The sequence below is a fragment of the Bradyrhizobium sp. U531 genome (assembly GCF_051710265.1).
Classification (GTDB): Bacteria; Pseudomonadota; Alphaproteobacteria; order Rhizobiales; family Xanthobacteraceae; genus Bradyrhizobium.
Genome location: NZ_JASVEN010000011.1, coordinates 120704 through 136946, shown reverse-complemented (window position 1 = coordinate 136946; position 16243 = coordinate 120704). Strand labels below are relative to the sequence as shown.

Annotated in this window: 12 protein-coding genes and 4 pseudogenes; 3 read left to right on the top strand and 13 right to left on the bottom strand. The window is 61.2% G+C overall.

The window, feature by feature from the left end; translation table 11 throughout:
• Positions 1–145 precede the first annotated feature (145 nt).
• Positions 146–436 carry a WGR domain-containing protein gene (locus tag QRQ56_RS34075; protein WP_438745803.1) on the top strand — a complete coding sequence of 97 codons (291 nt, stop codon included), beginning with the start codon at positions 146–148 and terminating at the stop codon, positions 434–436.
• A gap of 251 nt (positions 437–687) precedes the next feature.
• Here the strand turns inward: QRQ56_RS34075 and QRQ56_RS34070 are convergent, their stop codons facing one another.
• The 11 genes and pseudogenes from QRQ56_RS34070 to QRQ56_RS34020 form a co-directional block, all read right to left on the bottom strand.
• Positions 688–1947 carry a diguanylate cyclase domain-containing protein gene (locus tag QRQ56_RS34070; RefSeq protein WP_438745802.1) on the bottom strand — a complete coding sequence of 420 codons (1260 nt, stop codon included), beginning with the start codon at positions 1945–1947 and terminating at the stop codon, positions 688–690.
• Positions 1948–2896: 949 nt separating this feature from the next.
• Positions 2897–4108 (bottom strand): ABC transporter substrate-binding protein, encoded by a 1212-nt coding sequence (locus QRQ56_RS34065; RefSeq protein WP_438745801.1) that lies wholly within the window; start codon positions 4106–4108, stop codon positions 2897–2899.
• A gap of 37 nt (positions 4109–4145) precedes the next feature.
• A pseudogene (locus tag QRQ56_RS34060) lies at positions 4146–4468 on the bottom strand (2Fe-2S iron-sulfur cluster-binding protein).
• Positions 4469–4480: 12 nt separating this feature from the next.
• Positions 4481–5710 (bottom strand): cytochrome P450, encoded by a 1230-nt coding sequence (locus tag QRQ56_RS34055; protein ID WP_438745799.1) that lies wholly within the window; start codon positions 5708–5710, stop codon positions 4481–4483.
• Positions 5711–5749: 39 nt separating this feature from the next.
• Complete coding sequence (locus QRQ56_RS34050) at positions 5750–6934, bottom strand: cobalamin-independent methionine synthase II family protein (RefSeq protein ID WP_438745797.1); 1185 nt, start codon at positions 6932–6934, stop codon at positions 5750–5752.
• 53 nt (positions 6935–6987) lie between these two features.
• Complete coding sequence (mdlC, locus tag QRQ56_RS34045; RefSeq protein WP_438745796.1) at positions 6988–8598, bottom strand: benzoylformate decarboxylase; 1611 nt, start codon at positions 8596–8598, stop codon at positions 6988–6990.
• 36 nt (positions 8599–8634) lie between these two features.
• Positions 8635–10083, bottom strand: a complete 1449-nt coding sequence (locus tag QRQ56_RS34040; protein ID WP_438745795.1) for an aldehyde dehydrogenase — start codon at positions 10081–10083, stop codon at positions 8635–8637.
• Between the two features lie 28 nt (positions 10084–10111).
• Positions 10112–11434 carry an MFS transporter gene (locus QRQ56_RS34035; protein ID WP_438745793.1) on the bottom strand — a complete coding sequence of 441 codons (1323 nt, stop codon included), beginning with the start codon at positions 11432–11434 and terminating at the stop codon, positions 10112–10114.
• Positions 11435–11514: 80 nt separating this feature from the next.
• Positions 11515–13224, bottom strand: a complete 1710-nt coding sequence (locus QRQ56_RS34030; RefSeq protein WP_438745791.1) for an FAD-dependent oxidoreductase — start codon at positions 13222–13224, stop codon at positions 11515–11517.
• A gap of 46 nt (positions 13225–13270) precedes the next feature.
• Positions 13271–13738: a MarR family winged helix-turn-helix transcriptional regulator gene (locus QRQ56_RS34025; protein ID WP_438745790.1), complete on the bottom strand. Its 468-nt coding sequence runs from the start codon at positions 13736–13738 to the stop codon at positions 13271–13273.
• Between the two features lie 157 nt (positions 13739–13895).
• Positions 13896–14099 (bottom strand): annotated as a pseudogene (locus tag QRQ56_RS34020) (LysR family transcriptional regulator); the annotation flags it as partial.
• A gap of 107 nt (positions 14100–14206) precedes the next feature.
• Here QRQ56_RS34020 and QRQ56_RS34015 point away from each other — a divergent pair.
• Together QRQ56_RS34015 and QRQ56_RS34010 are read left to right on the top strand one after the other, a co-directional pair.
• Positions 14207–14530: a Dabb family protein gene (locus QRQ56_RS34015; RefSeq protein ID WP_438745789.1), complete on the top strand. Its 324-nt coding sequence runs from the start codon at positions 14207–14209 to the stop codon at positions 14528–14530.
• Positions 14527–14656, top strand: a pseudogene (locus QRQ56_RS34010) (maleylacetate reductase); the annotation flags it as partial. The gene QRQ56_RS34015 and the pseudogene QRQ56_RS34010, both read left to right, overlap by 4 nt.
• Positions 14657–14754: 98 nt before the next feature.
• Here the strand turns inward: QRQ56_RS34010 and QRQ56_RS34005 are convergent.
• Together QRQ56_RS34005 and QRQ56_RS34000 are read right to left on the bottom strand one after the other, a co-directional pair.
• Positions 14755–15018 (bottom strand): annotated as a pseudogene (locus QRQ56_RS34005) (malonyl-CoA decarboxylase N-terminal domain-containing protein); the annotation flags it as partial.
• 108 nt (positions 15019–15126) lie between these two features.
• Positions 15127–16191 (bottom strand): carbon-nitrogen hydrolase family protein, encoded by a 1065-nt coding sequence (locus QRQ56_RS34000; RefSeq protein WP_438745787.1) that lies wholly within the window; start codon positions 16189–16191, stop codon positions 15127–15129.
• Between the last annotated feature and the right edge of the window lie 52 nt (positions 16192–16243).

Sequence of the window (16243 nt, the reverse complement as noted above, 5' to 3'; positions counted from 1 at the left end):
GTTAGCTTGCGGGCTCTAGCTCAACTGCCTATCGCTAGCCTAACCCCGACTGACCCCGTTGCATGCATAAAATTTCTGAATCTTGGACTCGGATGGATTCATTTATTTAATTGGACGGCCGATTCGGGAATTGCGATTCTGGCGCATGTCCGAACTCACCGTGCAATATCTCGTGCTTGAGCGGCGCGATCCGACCCGCAACATGGCGCGGTTCTACGTGCTCACGATTGAGCCGACGCTCTTTGGCGATACGGCGTTGGTGCGTGAATGGGGCCGTCTCGGTGGGCGCGGTCGACGGCGGCTCGATCTGTTTGATGGTCACGTGCAGGCTGTCGAGGCTCTCGAGTCCTGGCTTAGACGAAAAACCCGACGTGGTTACGTCCAGCGGCACTTTGCGGGCTTGGAGTCAGCTTGCGACACGCCGCAAGCTGGCTGATCTGGACAAAATATCAGTCTAAGTATATCAAAGTAATCCGAGGTCGTTTCCGTCGCATTCCAAGAATTGCAAAAGTATTCCATAATCTATGTTATGGGCATACAAGGGAATAGCTGTGTCCATGTACTCTTGGGCAGCTGACCAAACGTCCGCACATCCTAAGTCTCGCGAGGTCGCTGCAGAACCCAAAGCGGGCTTCGAACTACGCCCAGCTAAAGCGGGCCGCCAAACCACGTAGAGCCCACACCGAGCTATTTGATGTCTACTTTGCTCTCAAAACTGACGGCCGCTCCCTGTGAAAATGCGATCACGTTTGAGGGGATTGCGGCGAGGGAGGTCGTGGGAGGCGGCCAAACCTGGTTTCTACCCTTGCTCTTAGCGGCATAGAGGGCCTGATCCGCCGCGGCGATCAATTCAACGGGAGACAGGTCAGATGTGCTGGAGGCCGCAATGCCAAAGCTTGCGGTGACAACTCCCCTCATGCCGCTGCCCTCGTTCGGAATTGCGGCGCTCTCGATCGACCTACGAATGCGTTCGGCGAGACGAATTGCGTCCACCAGATCTAAACCGGGCAGCAGAAGCAGGAATTCTTCTCCGCCATACCTAACCGCTAGATCACCGATCTCGTCGAGTTCTGCGAGAAGCAGCGCTGCCACCCGTTTCAGACAAAGGTCGCCGGCTCCATGTCCGTACCGGTCATTTAATCGCTTAAAATGATCAATGTCGATCATAACGACCGATACCACTGAGGCCTTTAGTTCGGTAAGTGACCAAAGCTTCGCCAACTCACCTTCGAGCCGAAGTCGATTGGCTAATCCCGTCAACGGATCCCGTCGAGAAGCCGCATCCGCCTCGGCGTGCCTGAGGCGATCTCGGAGGGAAAACAAGTACGCTCGGCGGAGGTCGCGCTCCATAGTGTAATTGGCGACGAGGGTAATGTAGGCACAAATCAGGATTTGAACGATGATCGTCGCGGCGACCGCGGTAGAGATGTAGCTTGCCCACAGAACCAAGGCGGTATGAAGAACCAGAATCGCGCCACTTACGGCCCGCGCGAATCTGAATTCCAGTCGATGAATCGAAACATTGGTGTAAAGCAGAGTCGGTATGACTACGTACTGGTAGTGTGCGGCGCTCGCGCTTGTTGTCACTGAGAAGCCGAGGTCGATCTGTAAAATGATCAGCAGCGGAACACTCGCGGCAATACACTCGCGCACGAATGGATCGGGACTGCGTGAAACGATCCACGCAGCCAGCAGCATCCAGGGAGTTACGACGGCGAAGTGGATCCAGGTTGCCAATCGTATCACGTCAGGCACCAACAGCCAGTCGCCTAGCAAGAAGAAGTTGTACAGAGGAACAGATACTAGCAAGCCAATCGTCAGTCGTTTGCACCGCTTGGCATGCGTATCAGCTTCAAACTGCCGTTCGATGGCGTGAGGGAAACGAATAGAGCGCCTTCGCCGCTCGCTCATGAATGCCTCTAACGAGGCCAGCGCTACATCGGTCATTGTGAGATGCCATTTTAAATCACCTTCATCCTATTCTTCAGGCGTTACTGAATGGCTCCGAGACATGCTTAAAATCCTTCGAAATCAGCCGCTTGCTGTGGGTGGAAACGCGCATTTTGGCGCTAAATCTGATCCAACTGCCGACGAACACAGTGCGCCCGAGAGTGCACCACACGCGGCACCGCCGGGCCGTAAGATTACGGTCTTTGGACCATGCAGTCTGGCAGGCCGGTCTTAGATCGCGTGATGCTAAGACGGCACAGGGCGTCGTTTATAGATCGTGTTGCCGGTCGTACGGCGGGACACCTTGCCGTCATTTGCGCGATAGGCGCGACCCAACGAATCGAGCGGGCCCGTGCGAGCAATGGCTTCCCAAGGACGATGAGGTGGCGGGCAACGGAACGCTATTCAAGCGAAGTTCTATTTGGCCTCCGTGATTCGCATAACCTTCATTATGGAATATCCGAAGGAGGTTCTGCACCGAATCCTGCCTGCCAAAGCAGGTCTTGGTGAGTTGCGGAATCGATTAACAACCAGATGAGTCAGGCTGACCTTAGCACGTCAATTGTCTCAATCAATCATGACACCGAAGCCGAAGAATCCGACGGTCTGCAGTGCTCATGACATCGGCCGCTATAGTCCCCAGGGCGGTCTAGCTTGCGTCTCCTCTTGAGTAACGAAGCCCTCAAGCACGCAGGAGATTTGACCTTTCGTCCCGACTGTCCAAATCAGAAGGCTTAAGAGCGCGCCCGAACTAGTGGGCAACGGTTGGCGCCACGGTACCCTACATCTAGTGAGACGAGCCTCCCAGCGGACTACTTCAACGGAAAATTGCGTGCAATGCAGTCGAGAGCACTGCTCACCCTGTTCGTGAGATAATTACGAGTCGGGCGAGACCATGAGGTCTCCGCAGGTAACCAGACAGCGAGGAGTAGCGATTTAGCACCGGCTACTTGACGAGCAGGCAATCTCCTTCCTCCAGCGGCCGGAACGCCTGATTGGCTGGAATAGTGGAGATCAGCTTGTAGTAGTCGTAAGGATATTTCGATTCTTCCGGCTTCTTTACCTCAAAGAGATACATGGGGTGCACGACCCGGCCGTCCTGCCGAATTGCGAGATCACCGAACAATTTGTCTTTTCCGGAGACTTTCTTCATCTCCGGAACGACATCGTGTGCGTGATCGCTTCCCGTAGCGGCGACTGCGTTAAGATAGGCGAGTGTGGACGCATAGACACCGGCTTGGTTGGCGCTCGGCATCTTGCCATTCATGCCTGGCCGCGACGAGAACCGCTTGGCAAACGCACGTGTATCGTCGTTCATGTCCCAATAAAACGCCTCAAGCAATCGCAGTCCCTGCGCCACTTTCAAACCCATACCATGCACATCGTTGACAAAGACCAGAAACGCGACCACCGACTGCCCGTTCTGCTGGATGCCGAACTCGGCTGCCTGCTTGACGGCGTTAACAGTATCGCCACCGGCATTTGCGAGCCCTATTACCTTAGCCTTCGAACCTTGCGCCTGCAGCAGCAACGAGGCGAAGTCGGAGGTATTCAGCGGATGCTTGCTTGATCCTAGGACTTTGCCACCGTGGGCTCCGATATACTTGGTCGCCTCGGCTTCGATGCCCTGACCTAACGCAAAGTTGACCGTAAGGAAATACCACGTGTCGCCGCCACGTTCCATCATGGCTGCAGCGGTCGCATTGCCGGTTGCCCAGACGTCGTTGACCCATTGAATCGTATTTGGCGAGCACGCCTTTCCCGTCAGATCGGAGCTGGCCGTCGAGGACGCCAGGAACGTCATACGGGTATCACGTAAGAGCGAATTGATCGTGAGTCCCACAGCCGAGTTCGGTACATCGACGATCGCATCAACCCCGTCGATATCGAGCCATTTTCGGGCGATCGCGGCACCGACATCGGCCTTGTTCTGGTGATCAGCGTATACGATCTCAACCCTGATGTTCTTACCGCCGCCGCTGAAGTCCTCCGCAGCCATTCGCGCCGCTTCGACCGACCCCATACCGTTGGTGTCCTGAAAAAGACCGGAAATATCGTTTAGTACTCCAATACGAACGATGTTGTCCGATATCTCGGCCTTTGCCGCGCCGCAGCCGAGGCAGGCCACCAGTACTGCGATCCGACTCACGCACTTCATTGTTTCCTCCCGAGTTCTGGATTTTGCATGTTTTGTGTCAGGTCTGCCGGTCGGGTAGCCGCAATTCAACTCCATCGAGTTCAGGACCGATTTTGATCTGGCAGGATAGCCTACTGTTCGGCAGACGCTCGGCTGCCGCACCGTCGAGTAGTGCATCCTCTTCGCTTCCCATGGGAGGCAGGCGGTCGAGCCAGTCACCTCAACATAGACATGACAGGTGGCGCACATCGCATTGCCGCCGCACTCCGCTAGGATACCCGCAACTCCGTGGGATGTTGCCGCCAGCATGACGGTTTCCGCGCCACCAGCGTCAATTCGCTCGCGCCGGCCATCAGGATGAACAAATATAATGGCCGTCATCTGCAGTCTTCCTCAAACCGGATTGATCGTCACAGGCAGGCTTTCCAGTCCGCGTAGCGTGTTGTTGTAGCGCCGCTTCACGGGCCCATTGATCTCGATACCTGCTATTCTACGCGCGAGCGCGGCGAGCACGGCCTCACCCTCCAGCCTCGCCACGAGTTGACCCGCGCACATATGGATGCCGGATCCGAAACCGACATGACCAGAGGTCTTGCGTGCAATGTCGTAACGGTCGGCCCGGTGCCAGCGCCGCGGGTCGCGGTTGGCTGCTCCAAGGAACATGAGCACCTTCTCACCCTCGCCCACGCGATAGCCTGAGATCTCGACCTCCCGCGTGGTCGTTCTGAAAAACGTTTGCACGGGACTTTCGAAGCGCACCGCCTCTTCAAAGGCATTGCGCGCAAGTGACGGATCGCGCCGCAGCCGCGCAAACTCTTCGGGAAACCGCGCCAGGCAATAGATGGCGGCGCCGATGCCGTTGACTGTGGTGTCGAGCCCCGCGGAAAGTAGCGAGCGCACGAGCAGAGGCGCTTCCTCATTCGTGATCTCACCCGTATCGGAAAACGCGTGGACGCAGGCGCCAAAACCACCGGCAGCGAGATTGGGCCTCTGGCACTGCTCCGCCACATAAGCCTGATGCGGCGCCGAACGTTCGAGGGCCGTCTGACGCAGTTCGTTCGGTGGACCGAAGGCGTTGAACACCACCCCGGCATAGGGCAGCAAATGTTCGCGGCCCTCCTTTCTCAGGCCCACGGCATCTGGAAAGACCGACAATGGATAGGCTTCGGCAAGATCTGCGATGGCATCGAAAGTTTTTCGTTCTATGAGTTCGTCTATCTTTGCCTCCGCCGCCGCGGTAAAGCCGTCCCGGATCTGCTTCATTGTGGCCGGAGAAAGCACTTTGCTGAGCACAGCACGAGTACGCGTGTGTGCTGGCGGATCGGCTTCAAGAATAAGGCTGGGTGGCCGCCATGGTTTTTCCTTCGTAAAGTCGCTTAAGCCTACCCCGCGGCTGGAACAGAACGTCTGGGGATCGTTGAGGATGGCGTGAACCTCCGCATGGCGCGCCGCGCCGTATACGTTCCACTTCTCGAGAAAAAAGACCGGCCCCGCTTCCCGAAGCGTCTCCTGCGCCGGGTAAGGGTCATCGAAGAACTCGATCGCAAACGGATCCACGTCGGGACGTGGGATTCCGAACGTGTCCTTGGACGCTTCGATTCCAGAAGAGATTTGCGCGCTCATGATGTCCTCCCATTTCGCGTTCTTCCTTGGCGGGAACGATCAAGTTTTCTGCGTTGTGCTACCCCAAAGATGTCGCGTCGCCAGATCAGCGCCCTCTCGCATCGCCTTAAACTTCTCCCAAACAACGCTGCTGTGCACCTCCGTGCGGTAGAGCGCCTGAGAGGAAAAGCCGCAATCCGCGGTCGCGATGACATTCTGGCGCCCGACCAGCTTCGCAAAGCGGATGAGCCGCTCCGCGATCCATTCCGGATGCTCCACGATGTTGCTCGCATGCGTAATGACACCGGGACATATCACCTTGCCTTCCGGCAGCTTCACACGTTCAAAGACATGATATTCGTGTTCGTGGCGCGGGTTCGCGGCTTCGAAGCTGTATGATCCCGCATTGACCTTGAGTACGTAGGAAATGATCTCGCTGAGAGAGGATTCGTGGATCCGCGGCCCTTCGTTGATGCCATAACATGTATGGAAGCGAACTCGTTCGGCCGGTATTCCGTCGAGCGCGGCATTGGTTGCTTCGACATAGATCTCGGCACGTCGCGCCTTCTGCCTGTCGTCGAGCTCCGGCTCCACGAAGATGTCCGCCATGAAGGGATCATCGACCTGCACCAGGAGGCCCGCGTTTGCGATGGCCCGATATTCCTTGTTCAGCTCGGCCGCGAGCGCATGGAAATATTCCTCCTCGGTCTTGTAGTACTCGTTGCGGCCGACCCCCGAGGGAGCGGTCGCAGGCAGAAACACGTGGTGATCCGGAACGCCGGCAGCCTTGGCTGCAGCCTTGACGTTGGCAATGTCGGTTGCGACTTTGTCCTCGCCCTTGTATCTCAGCGGCCCGGTGCAGACGACAGAGGCAATCGCCAGGATCGCGCCGCCCATCATCGCCTCTTTGAAGTACTGGGCGTAGTATTCCGGGAACGCCGCGACCTCTTTCTGAAACAAGGCCAGCTTCTGGTTCGGCCGGGATTCAAACCCATCGAAACGTTCGCGGATGTAAGTGAAGAAGCCCGGCTTGGAGAACTCGCCGTCGGTCACGATCTCGATGCCGCCTGCGACCTGCTTGCGCACGCTGTCCGCGACCGATCGGGCCAGCACTGCGCTCAACTCGGATTCGTCGTACGGCTGCCCCGCGTATTTTGCCTTCATCAGATCGAGAAGGTCGTGTGGTCGCGGAAGGCTGCCGATATGCGTGGTCTGGATATGGTCGGTGTTCTGCTGCAAGCTCATGGTGACGTCTCCAACGGCCGAACAATCTCGAAGGGGGAGCGGGCGCTCTGCGATCAGCCCTTGGGCGAGCTGAAGAGGTCCGTCGCCGTCTCATCGACTGCAATATCGACCAGCCTGGGACCATCCGCCGCCAGCGCTTCGGCGAGCGTCGGGTCGAGGTGCGCAACGTCCGTGACGCGCTTGCCGAGACAACCAAGTCCTTTGGCAAGAGCAACGAAGTCGAGCCCAAGCAAGTCGATCCCGGGCGGCCGATGTGACTGCATGATCTGGCTGAATGCGCGCATCGCGCCATAGCCGGAGTTGTTCATCACGACGAACGTGATGGGCAGGCCGCGCTGCGCTGCCGTCCAGATCGCCTGGATGGAGTACATTGCCGAGCCGTCGCCGATCAGGCACACGATACGGCGGCCCGGCCGCGCCAGAGCAACGCCGACCGAGGCCGGCAGGCTGTAACCGAGCCCGCCGCTCGCCATGGTGTAAAAGCTGTCCGCACCGCGCATGGGGAGGAATTGCTGGATTGCAGGTCGATGCGACGGCGCCTCCTCCACGACAATCGCATTTTGCGGCATCAGGACTGACAGCCGGCTCAACGCATAGGCGGGAGGAATTGGATGGGCCGCCACGGAAACGGCGGGCGTGACGCGCGCGGCGGGCAGCTCGCGGTCGGCACGATTAGGCAACGCCGACAGGAGCGCGCCGAGCGCCTTGGGGAGCGTTGCGATCACGGCGTCGCCGACCGGTGCGGACGCAGCCTCGATCGGATCGTCGGTGATCTGCCAGACCGGCGTTCCGTCGTCGAGCAACTCGCATTGCCCCTCGACATGAAAGGTGAACACGGGCGCGCCGAACACGACGATCAAATCGGCTCCGCGTAAGGCGCGCGCGAGACCGCCGGGTGCTGCGGGAAGGAACCCCGCGAATTGCGCATGCCGCTCGGGAAAACTCGACCGGCTCGACATCGGACTTGCCCAGACGGCCGCCCTCGCCCGCTCCGCGACGGCGACCATTTGTTCAACGCAGCCGCTCCGATCGACCTCGGGCCCGACCACAAAGACCGGTCTCTTGGCCACCCCGACCGCCGCGGCGAGCCGAACGATTGCGGCGGGATCTGGCGCAAACTCCGTCGCGATGTGGCGCACCGGCGGAGCGACCGCGGGTCGCCCCCAATCATCTGACGGAACCGACACGAATGTCGGACCGCGCGGATGCTGCATGGCGGTGAGGAAGGCCTGCGCAATCACCGCTGGAACGTCTTCGGCGCGAGTCGGTTCCGCGCTCCATTTCACATAGGGCTTTGGAAACTGTGCGGCATCCTCGGCGAAGAGATAGGGACGCATTCGTAACAGGCTGCGCGCCTGCTGCCCGGCTGTCACGACCATCGGCGTCTTGTTGCGGAACGCGGTGAAGAGATTCCCGAGCGCATGGCCGAGCCCGGCCGCTGAGTGCAAATTGACGAAAGCCGGACGCCCCGTCGCCTGCGCATAGCCGTCGGCCATGCCGACGACACAGGCTTCCTGCAGACCGAGCACGTAGTCGATGTCGTCGGGCCAGTCGCCCAGGAAGGCAAGCTCGGTCGAGCCGGGATTGCCGAAAACGCGATCGACGCCAAAGGAGCGAAGCACACCGAGGGTCGCTTCCCGAACCGTGAGAACTTTCGAATTCATGACTGGACGTCCTGGTGGGCTTCGCTTGCGGCGCGGTTAGAAGGGATAGTGCTGCGGCTGCGTCTCGATGGTGATCCAGCGCAGATCGGTGAACTCGGCGATGCCGACCTGGCCGCCGAAGCGGCCGTAGCCCGATCCCTTCACGCCGCCAAACGGCATCTGCGCCTCGTCATGCACGGTCGGGCCGTTGACGTGGCAGATGCCGCTTTCGATACGCTGCGCCACCGTCAGTGCACGCGCGACGTCGCGGCCGAACACGGCAGCCGAAAGGCCATACTCCGTGTCGTTGGCGAGCCGCACGGCCTCGTCCACGCCACGCGCGCGGACCACCGACACGACGGGACCAAAGCTCTCCTCGGTGTAGATGCGCATGCCGGGCACCACGCGGTCGAGCACGGTGGCCGGGACGACCGTGCCAATCCGGTCGCCGCCCGCGAGCTTGACGGCGCCTTTGGCGATCGCGTCGTCGATCAGTGCAACGACATGCTTGGCCGGCGCCTCGTCGATCATCGAGCCGACCACCACCGGACCGTGGCGCGGGTCGCCGGCCGGAAGCGCAGCCGTTTTCTCCGCAAGCTTCTCGACAAAGGCGGCCGCTACTGCCTCGTCGACGATCACGCGCTCGGTCGACATGCAAACCTGGCCCTGATTGATGAAAGCGCCGAACGCGACTGCCGCGACGGCGGCATCGAGGTCGGCATCGTCGAGCACAACCAGAGGCGCTTTGCCGCCAAGCTCGAGCAGCACCGGCTTGAGGTGGCGACCGGCGAGTTCGGCAATGACGCGGCCGACGCGGGTCGAGCCGGTGAAGTTGATCCGCCGCACCGCAGGATTGGCGATCAGGCGCTCGACCAGAGCGGGCGCGTCGGGCGGTGCGTTGGTCAGGACATTCACGACGCCGGGCGGAAAGCCTGCGTCCTTGAAGACCTCGCCGATCAGCCGGTGCGTTCCCGGGCAAATCTCGGAGGCCTTGAGCACGACCGAATTGCCGCAGGCAAGCGCCGTCGCCACGGCGCGCACGCCGAGAATGATCGGCGCATTCCACGGTGCGATGCCGAGGCAAACGCCGGCCGGCTGGCGAACTGACATGGCGAGACATCCCGGCTTGTCCGACGGGATCACCTCGCCCACGATCTGCGTGGTGAGCGACGCCGCTTCGCGCAGCATGCCGGTCGCGAGCTTGACGTTGAAGGCCGACCAGATCTCCGTCGTGCCGATCTCGGCCATCATGATCCGGACGAAGGCGTCGCGCTTGGCCTCAAGCGCATCTGCGGCCCTCAGCAACAGGGCTCGCCTCGCATTCGGGCCAAGTGCCGACCATCCTGGCAATGCGGCGGAAGCCGCCGCCACTGCGGCGTCGGCATCGGAAGCCGTGGCAGCGGCCGCGCGGCTTGCGACTTCCTGCGACAGCGGATTGCGCCGCTCGAACACCTTGCCGCCGGAAGCGGCCTGATCCTGCCCGTTGACGAGAAGACTGACGTCCATGAAAACCTCCCTGGTGTTGTGGCCAAGCTCAGCCGAGCAGCCGCGACTTGCCGGTTTCACGCGCGAAGCCGAGCGCAATCATCGCCGCAAGCGCGAGCGCGACGTAGTATCCCGTGATCGCGTAGGTTGAGCCCGTCTGCGCAAACAGGCTGGTGGCGACCAGCGGCGCGATGCCGCCGCCCAGCACCGTCCCGAGCTGCTTTCCGATCGACACGCCGGTGAAGCGAATGCGGGTCGGAAACAATTCGGGGAAATAGCTCCCTTCGCTGCCGAACATCAGCGGATGGATCACCCCCGCGGCGAGGATCACCGCGCCCGTCACCAGCATCGTGTCGCGGCTCGCGACCACACCGTAGAATGCAAACATCGAGATGGCTGCGAGCACGACACCGGCCAGGAACAGACGCTTTCGCCCGATGCGGTCGGACCAGATGCCGATGAGCGGCATCGCAACGAGCCCGACGAGATTGGCGAACAGCACGGCCTGCGTGATGACATCCTTCTGGACGCCGAGCTGACGGGTCGCGAAGGAGATGGTGAAGATGGCGGTCAGATAGAAATAGGAAGTCTGCGCCATCTCGGCGAAGAACACGATGAGGATCGGTCGCCAGTGCTCCCTCAGGGCTTCGACCACAGGCGCCACTTCAGTCACCTTCGCTTCGCGGAACGTCGCGCTCTCCTCGATGCGCAGGCGCATGTAGACCCCGAGCGCGACCAGCACCGCACTGATCAGGAACGGCACGCGCCAGCCCCATGACAGCAGGTCCGCTTCCGGCAGCCGTGAAATCGTGAGCGCCGCAAACGAGGCGAGCACGACACCGACGGGTCCTGCGGCCTGGATTACCGCGGCCGAGAAGCCGCGCTGATGTCCGGGCGCCGTCTCGATCGCCATGAGGATCGCCGCGGTCGACTCGCCGCCGAGCGCAAAGCCCTGAAGAAAACGCAGCACGACGAGCGCGACGGTCGCGGCCACGCCCACACTGGCGTAGGTCGGCAACAGTCCGATCGACATGGTCGCAAGCCCCATCATGAGCAGCGTACACAGCAGGACGGACTTTCGGCCGAGGCGGTCGCCGAAATGACCGAACACCAGTCCGCCGAGCGGACGCGCCAAAAATCCGACGGAGAACGTTGCGAACACCGCAATGGTCGCCGTGAGCTGGTCGAACTTCGGAAAGAACAGCTGGTCGAACACCAGCGGCGCGATCAGGCCGTAGATGAAGAAATCGTACCATTCGATCGCGGTGCCGATGGTGCCGGCGATCAGGATTCGCCGGCGGCTGCTCGCTGTCTGCCCGGCAGTGGCGGCGGCGGCATGATCGTCGTAGTCGTCCAATGCTCTTGTCGTCACGGTTTCCTCCTCCGGTGTCATTGTCGTTTTTTTTGTTGTTGGCCGCGCAGCCGTTGATCGGATGCGACGGCGAGAGTCGATCAGCTTGCCAGGCGCGCGCCGTCGCTCGCGCTGTGTCCGAGTGCGCGGGCAAGGACGCGTCCGATCATCCCGGCCTGTGACGCGCTGCCGCGCCAGGCCACGATCTGGTCCGGGCGTATCAGGGCGAGATCCGCCTCGTAGAGATTGCGCAGGGATTTCGGCAGCGTGACGAGTTTCACATCGACCCCGATCGCGCGGATGGTCTCGGCGAATGACGCGGGAACGGACATGACCTCGCCGAACTGGAGCAGCGTCCACTCGAACCCGAACAGGTCGTACAAGGAGACGCCATCGTCCAACCACGCATGCGGCGCGCGGCCGCCGGGACAAGCGCTGGGAACGTAGACGTTCGCGGCGTCCGGCGGCGGCTGGCTGCCGTCGGAGACGATGATCGGCGAGCCGTCGTAGCGCCCGCCGAAGGTGACGCCGGGGATGTTGAATTCGGCACGCGCGTGCTGCTCGAGATAGACACCGGCCGTCCGCCGCGCTTCGCTGCCTTTGTCCGTAGCGTCTTCGATGTCAGGCGCGGGCGCAAACAGACCGAGCGAGTCGGCAAAGCGCCGCGCATAGTCGGTGTTGCGGAGCGCCACCGGACGCCGCTCGACCTCGTAGCTGTCCAGCAGCGCGGCCGGGCTCACGCCCTTGACGACGCTTGCGAGCTTCCAGCCGAGATTGACCGCGTCCTCGATCGCGGTGTTGTAGCCGAGCCCGCCGGTCGGCGTGAACAGATGCGCCGCGTCGCCGCCGAGGAACACCCTGCCCCGCTGCATGCCGTTCGCGACCAGCGCGTGACCGGCGGTCCAGGTCAGGAACGACAACACTTGGCAGTCGATCGGCGTGCCGCAGGCGCGCTGGAACGCGGCCTTGGCCTCGTTGATTGTGATCGCGCTCTCGTCTTCCCCGGGGCGAAGCTGCGTGTGAAACGCGAATTCGTCGCGACCGTTCACGGATGCCATGAAGGCACGGCGGTCGCCGTTGAAGCAATTGTACATCCACGCCTTGGCGTGCGGGATGCTGGCGTAGAACTCCGGAGAGCGGAGATACACAGCCAGCATGCGGCCGCCCATGAAATCACGCTGCGCTCCGGTTTCGCCGCCGTAGACGATCCCGAGCGACTGCCGCACCATCGAGCGCGGGCCGTCCGCCCCGACCAGGAAGTCGGCCCGGACCTGAAAGCGGCTGCCGTCATCGAGACGTTCGACGTCAGCAACGATGCCGTCGTCGCTCTCGACATAGCCGATCAGCCGGCGGCCGTAGTCGAGCCTTACCCCGGGGATTCGTTCGGCGTGGCGGCGCAGCACCGCCTCGACATATTTTTGCGAGACCCGATGCGGCAGCTCGGCCGCGCTCCAGGAGCCCGACATGCCCTTGACGAGCTCGCTCGCGCGCGACGACGACGGCAACTGGAATCGTGCCAGCTCGTAACCGGTGTAGCGCGTGAAGTACGCAACGTCGGTCGGATAATCCGCGGGCAGGCCTTCGCGCCTGATCTCGTCGGCAAACCCCAGCCGCCGATAATGCTCCATCGAGCGCGCCTGCGTCGCATTGGCTTGCGGATTGAAGGCGGTGCCCGGCTTCTCATCGACCAGAATCGCGGACACGCCGCGCCGGCCGAGCTCGTTGGCCAGCATCAGACCGCAAGGGCCCCCCCCCGCGATGAGCACCGAGGCCGTCAGACCTGTTTCCAAGACGCTTCTCCCTACCAGCATTATCCTGCATGGTAAGGTCGCCTGACGAGATCGTCAAGTTGCCTGACTATTTGTTGTCGTCGAGCGTGTCGAACTCTGCGCCATAGACAGAAAGGCCCTTCAGAATTGTGTCCATCGCGGCCTTGCCGAGCTCGGCGCGCATCTCCAGCTCAGCGACGTCGACCGCATCGCGGAACGCATCGAGCCATTTGCGCCCGGCCGGCGTGAACATGACAATGCGCGCGCGCCGGTCGGTCGGATCGGCGATCCGATCGACCAGGCCGAGCTCGGCGCATTGATCGACCAGCTCGCCCATCGCCTGCTTGCTCATGGAGGCGCGGCGGGCGAGCTCTGTCAGTCTGGTCCCCTCCACGTCGAGATTGCGCGTGAGGCCGACATGCGCGATCCGCGTTTCGTCGTGCCCCTTCTCGCTCATCAGTTCGAGCACACGACCTTCGAAGCGCCGCACCGCGTTGTTGAGCAGGCGACCGATGTTGGCATGCCGCCATGCGGTGCCGGATGTCCTGGCTTTCAATGGATGTGCCTTCTGTGAAGCCGTCTGAGCTTGAGAATGTGGCTCACTTCGTCGCATCGATCCAGATGCGCGGCTCGGAATGCTCGCGGATCTGGGTATCAGAAAGTCGGAGGCCCCTATGGTCTTGGCGGGCAACTTGATACGGTTCTGGTACGCAACGCTGCAACAGCTCTTGCCCCGCCTCGGTCAACCATTGCTGGCGCGTATTGCGATCGATCAGCCGCACCGCAAGCCGCTCGTCCAGCGAGCTGAGATGCCCGCTCGCCGCCGCGTTGGACATCCGTAGGATTTCGGCGGCCTTGGATAGACTGCCGAGTTCGGCGATTCTGGCGAACACTTCGAGTTGGCGCAGCCGGTCCATTTTTGCTGAAGTAGGAAAAGAGACTTACAAAATTTGACCTTTATTCCCGCTTTCTGCAAGGCAAAATGACCTCAACAAAGCAGATTGGCTGACGAGGAAATCAGGAAATGTCGGGCCCGATCAGGCACATCGTGATGTGGCGGCTGCGCGGGGAGACCCCGGAGGAGCGCTCGGCCGCTCGGCTGAAGGTCAAGACCCTGTTCGAGGGCCTCAAGGGCCGGATCGACGGCCTCACCCATATCGAGATCGGCGTCGACGTCAGCGCGGTCGACTATGCCTGCGACGTGGTGCTTTTCTCCGAATTCACCGACCAGGCCGCGCTCGCCGCCTATGCCAACCACCCCGAACATTTGCGCGTCCGCGAGGCGCTTGGCGACTTGCGGATCGGACGCTTCCAAGTCGATTATCCCATCAAAGAGACGGCCGCATGATCGGTTCGTTCACCTTTGAAAACCTGCCCTGCCGCGCCTCGTATTCGGCAACGCTGGCTGGCGTCAGGGCCCAGGTCGAGCGGCCCGGCGGGAAGTGCGCTGGTGCCGACGACCCCGCAGCAGAAACTGTATTTACAACCTGTAGAGACGATTCTTTGCCGATCCGTCCCCAAGAGATCCTCGCGCGTCCGGACCAGTGCGGCCGTACCATTAGGAGCCAGATTGAGGCGGCTCAACAGCTCCTGTCGGCGCGGCTCCGTGGCCGCGTGAAGGTCCTCGATCGCCTCTGGCTGCGACGCGTATTGCAGAATGGCGGCCTCAATGCTGCTCTTGTCTGGACCGATTGATATGACGAGTTGGAGAAATTCCCGTCGTTGGCCTGACTGGCGCTGCCGTATAACCCAATAGCTTTCTTGCCGTGTCCACTCCAGAGGCTTCGCCGCTGCCAAGAACAAATCTCTCGCCAAGTCTGGGAGCGCGAGCGGCATCGCGTCTTCGGGAGCGCATCCTTGAAGCCGAAGATGGAACAGACGCCACCGCTCGGTAACCACCTCTAACAGGTCGCTTGGACAGCGCCTCATCTGCCCCCTGACCGCTCAATCGGCCGCAAGACGCTCAAAGTCGACCGGCCTGAGCATTTCCCGCGGCTGCGCCGCGTTGTCCGCAAGCTCGCGTCGCTCACTTTCGATGAAGACCGCTGGATCGCGGTGTGACCTGTCGATCGTCAGGGAGAACACATCGAAACGATTATAGTAGCCCACGACGTCGTGGAATTGCTTCGGCTCGACGCAATGCGCGACGTCGATATCAGCGTACGCAATACCTTCGCTTTCCGAGAGGACCGAGCTGATGATCTGTCCGGTTGGATCAAGGATCATCGAAACGGCATGCGGAGTCCCCTCGATCATGTCCAGCATTGCTGGATTCGCCTGACCGAGTGCATCCCTCATACCCACATCGACGCACGCGGACGAAACAATATTGAAGCATTTCGCTTCAAACGAATGAGCTCCGGCCCGGATTTCGATCGCCTTGCGCAGGTCATACCCTCCCTTCTCCTTGGACGGCCGGGTCGGCCAAATCGGCGGGTAGGTCGAGATATGCACCTGCTCGCCCTGCGCCATCAGCGAATAGCGCGCGAGCGGATTGGTATTCTCTCCGCAAATCAACATGCCGACGCGGCCGACAGACGTCTCGGCGACGCGCAGTCCGCGTGCATCTCCAGCTGCCCAGACCAATTTCTCGTAGAAGGTTGGAACAAGCTTGCGGTGATGGTTCAAAACCGCACCATCGTCGCCGATCAACAGGTTGGAATTCCAGATGCAGCCGAGGCTTGCAACCGTTCCCTCCGTAAAGCCGACAGAGACCACGACGCCATGGCGTTTGGCGGCCATTCTGATCTTCGTCAACTCGGGGCTGTCGAGCCGCAAGGCCTGCGCCGACAACGCTCTGAAGAAGTCATGCGACATGATTGGCGCCTGCAGCGCCGCCCATACGGGGAATCCGGGGATGAAGGACTCCGGGAAAGCCACCAATGAGGCCCCGTTGCGGGCCGCCTCTGCGATGAGGTCGCACGCCTTTTCTGCGCTCTTGGCCGCATCCAGGAAGACTGAAGACGTGTGGCATGCGGCAGCCTTAAAGCGCGGCAAATTTGAAGGCATTTGAGACGATCCTCTCCGTTTCTGGCGCTCCAGGTTAGTCCTTCGTCGAAAG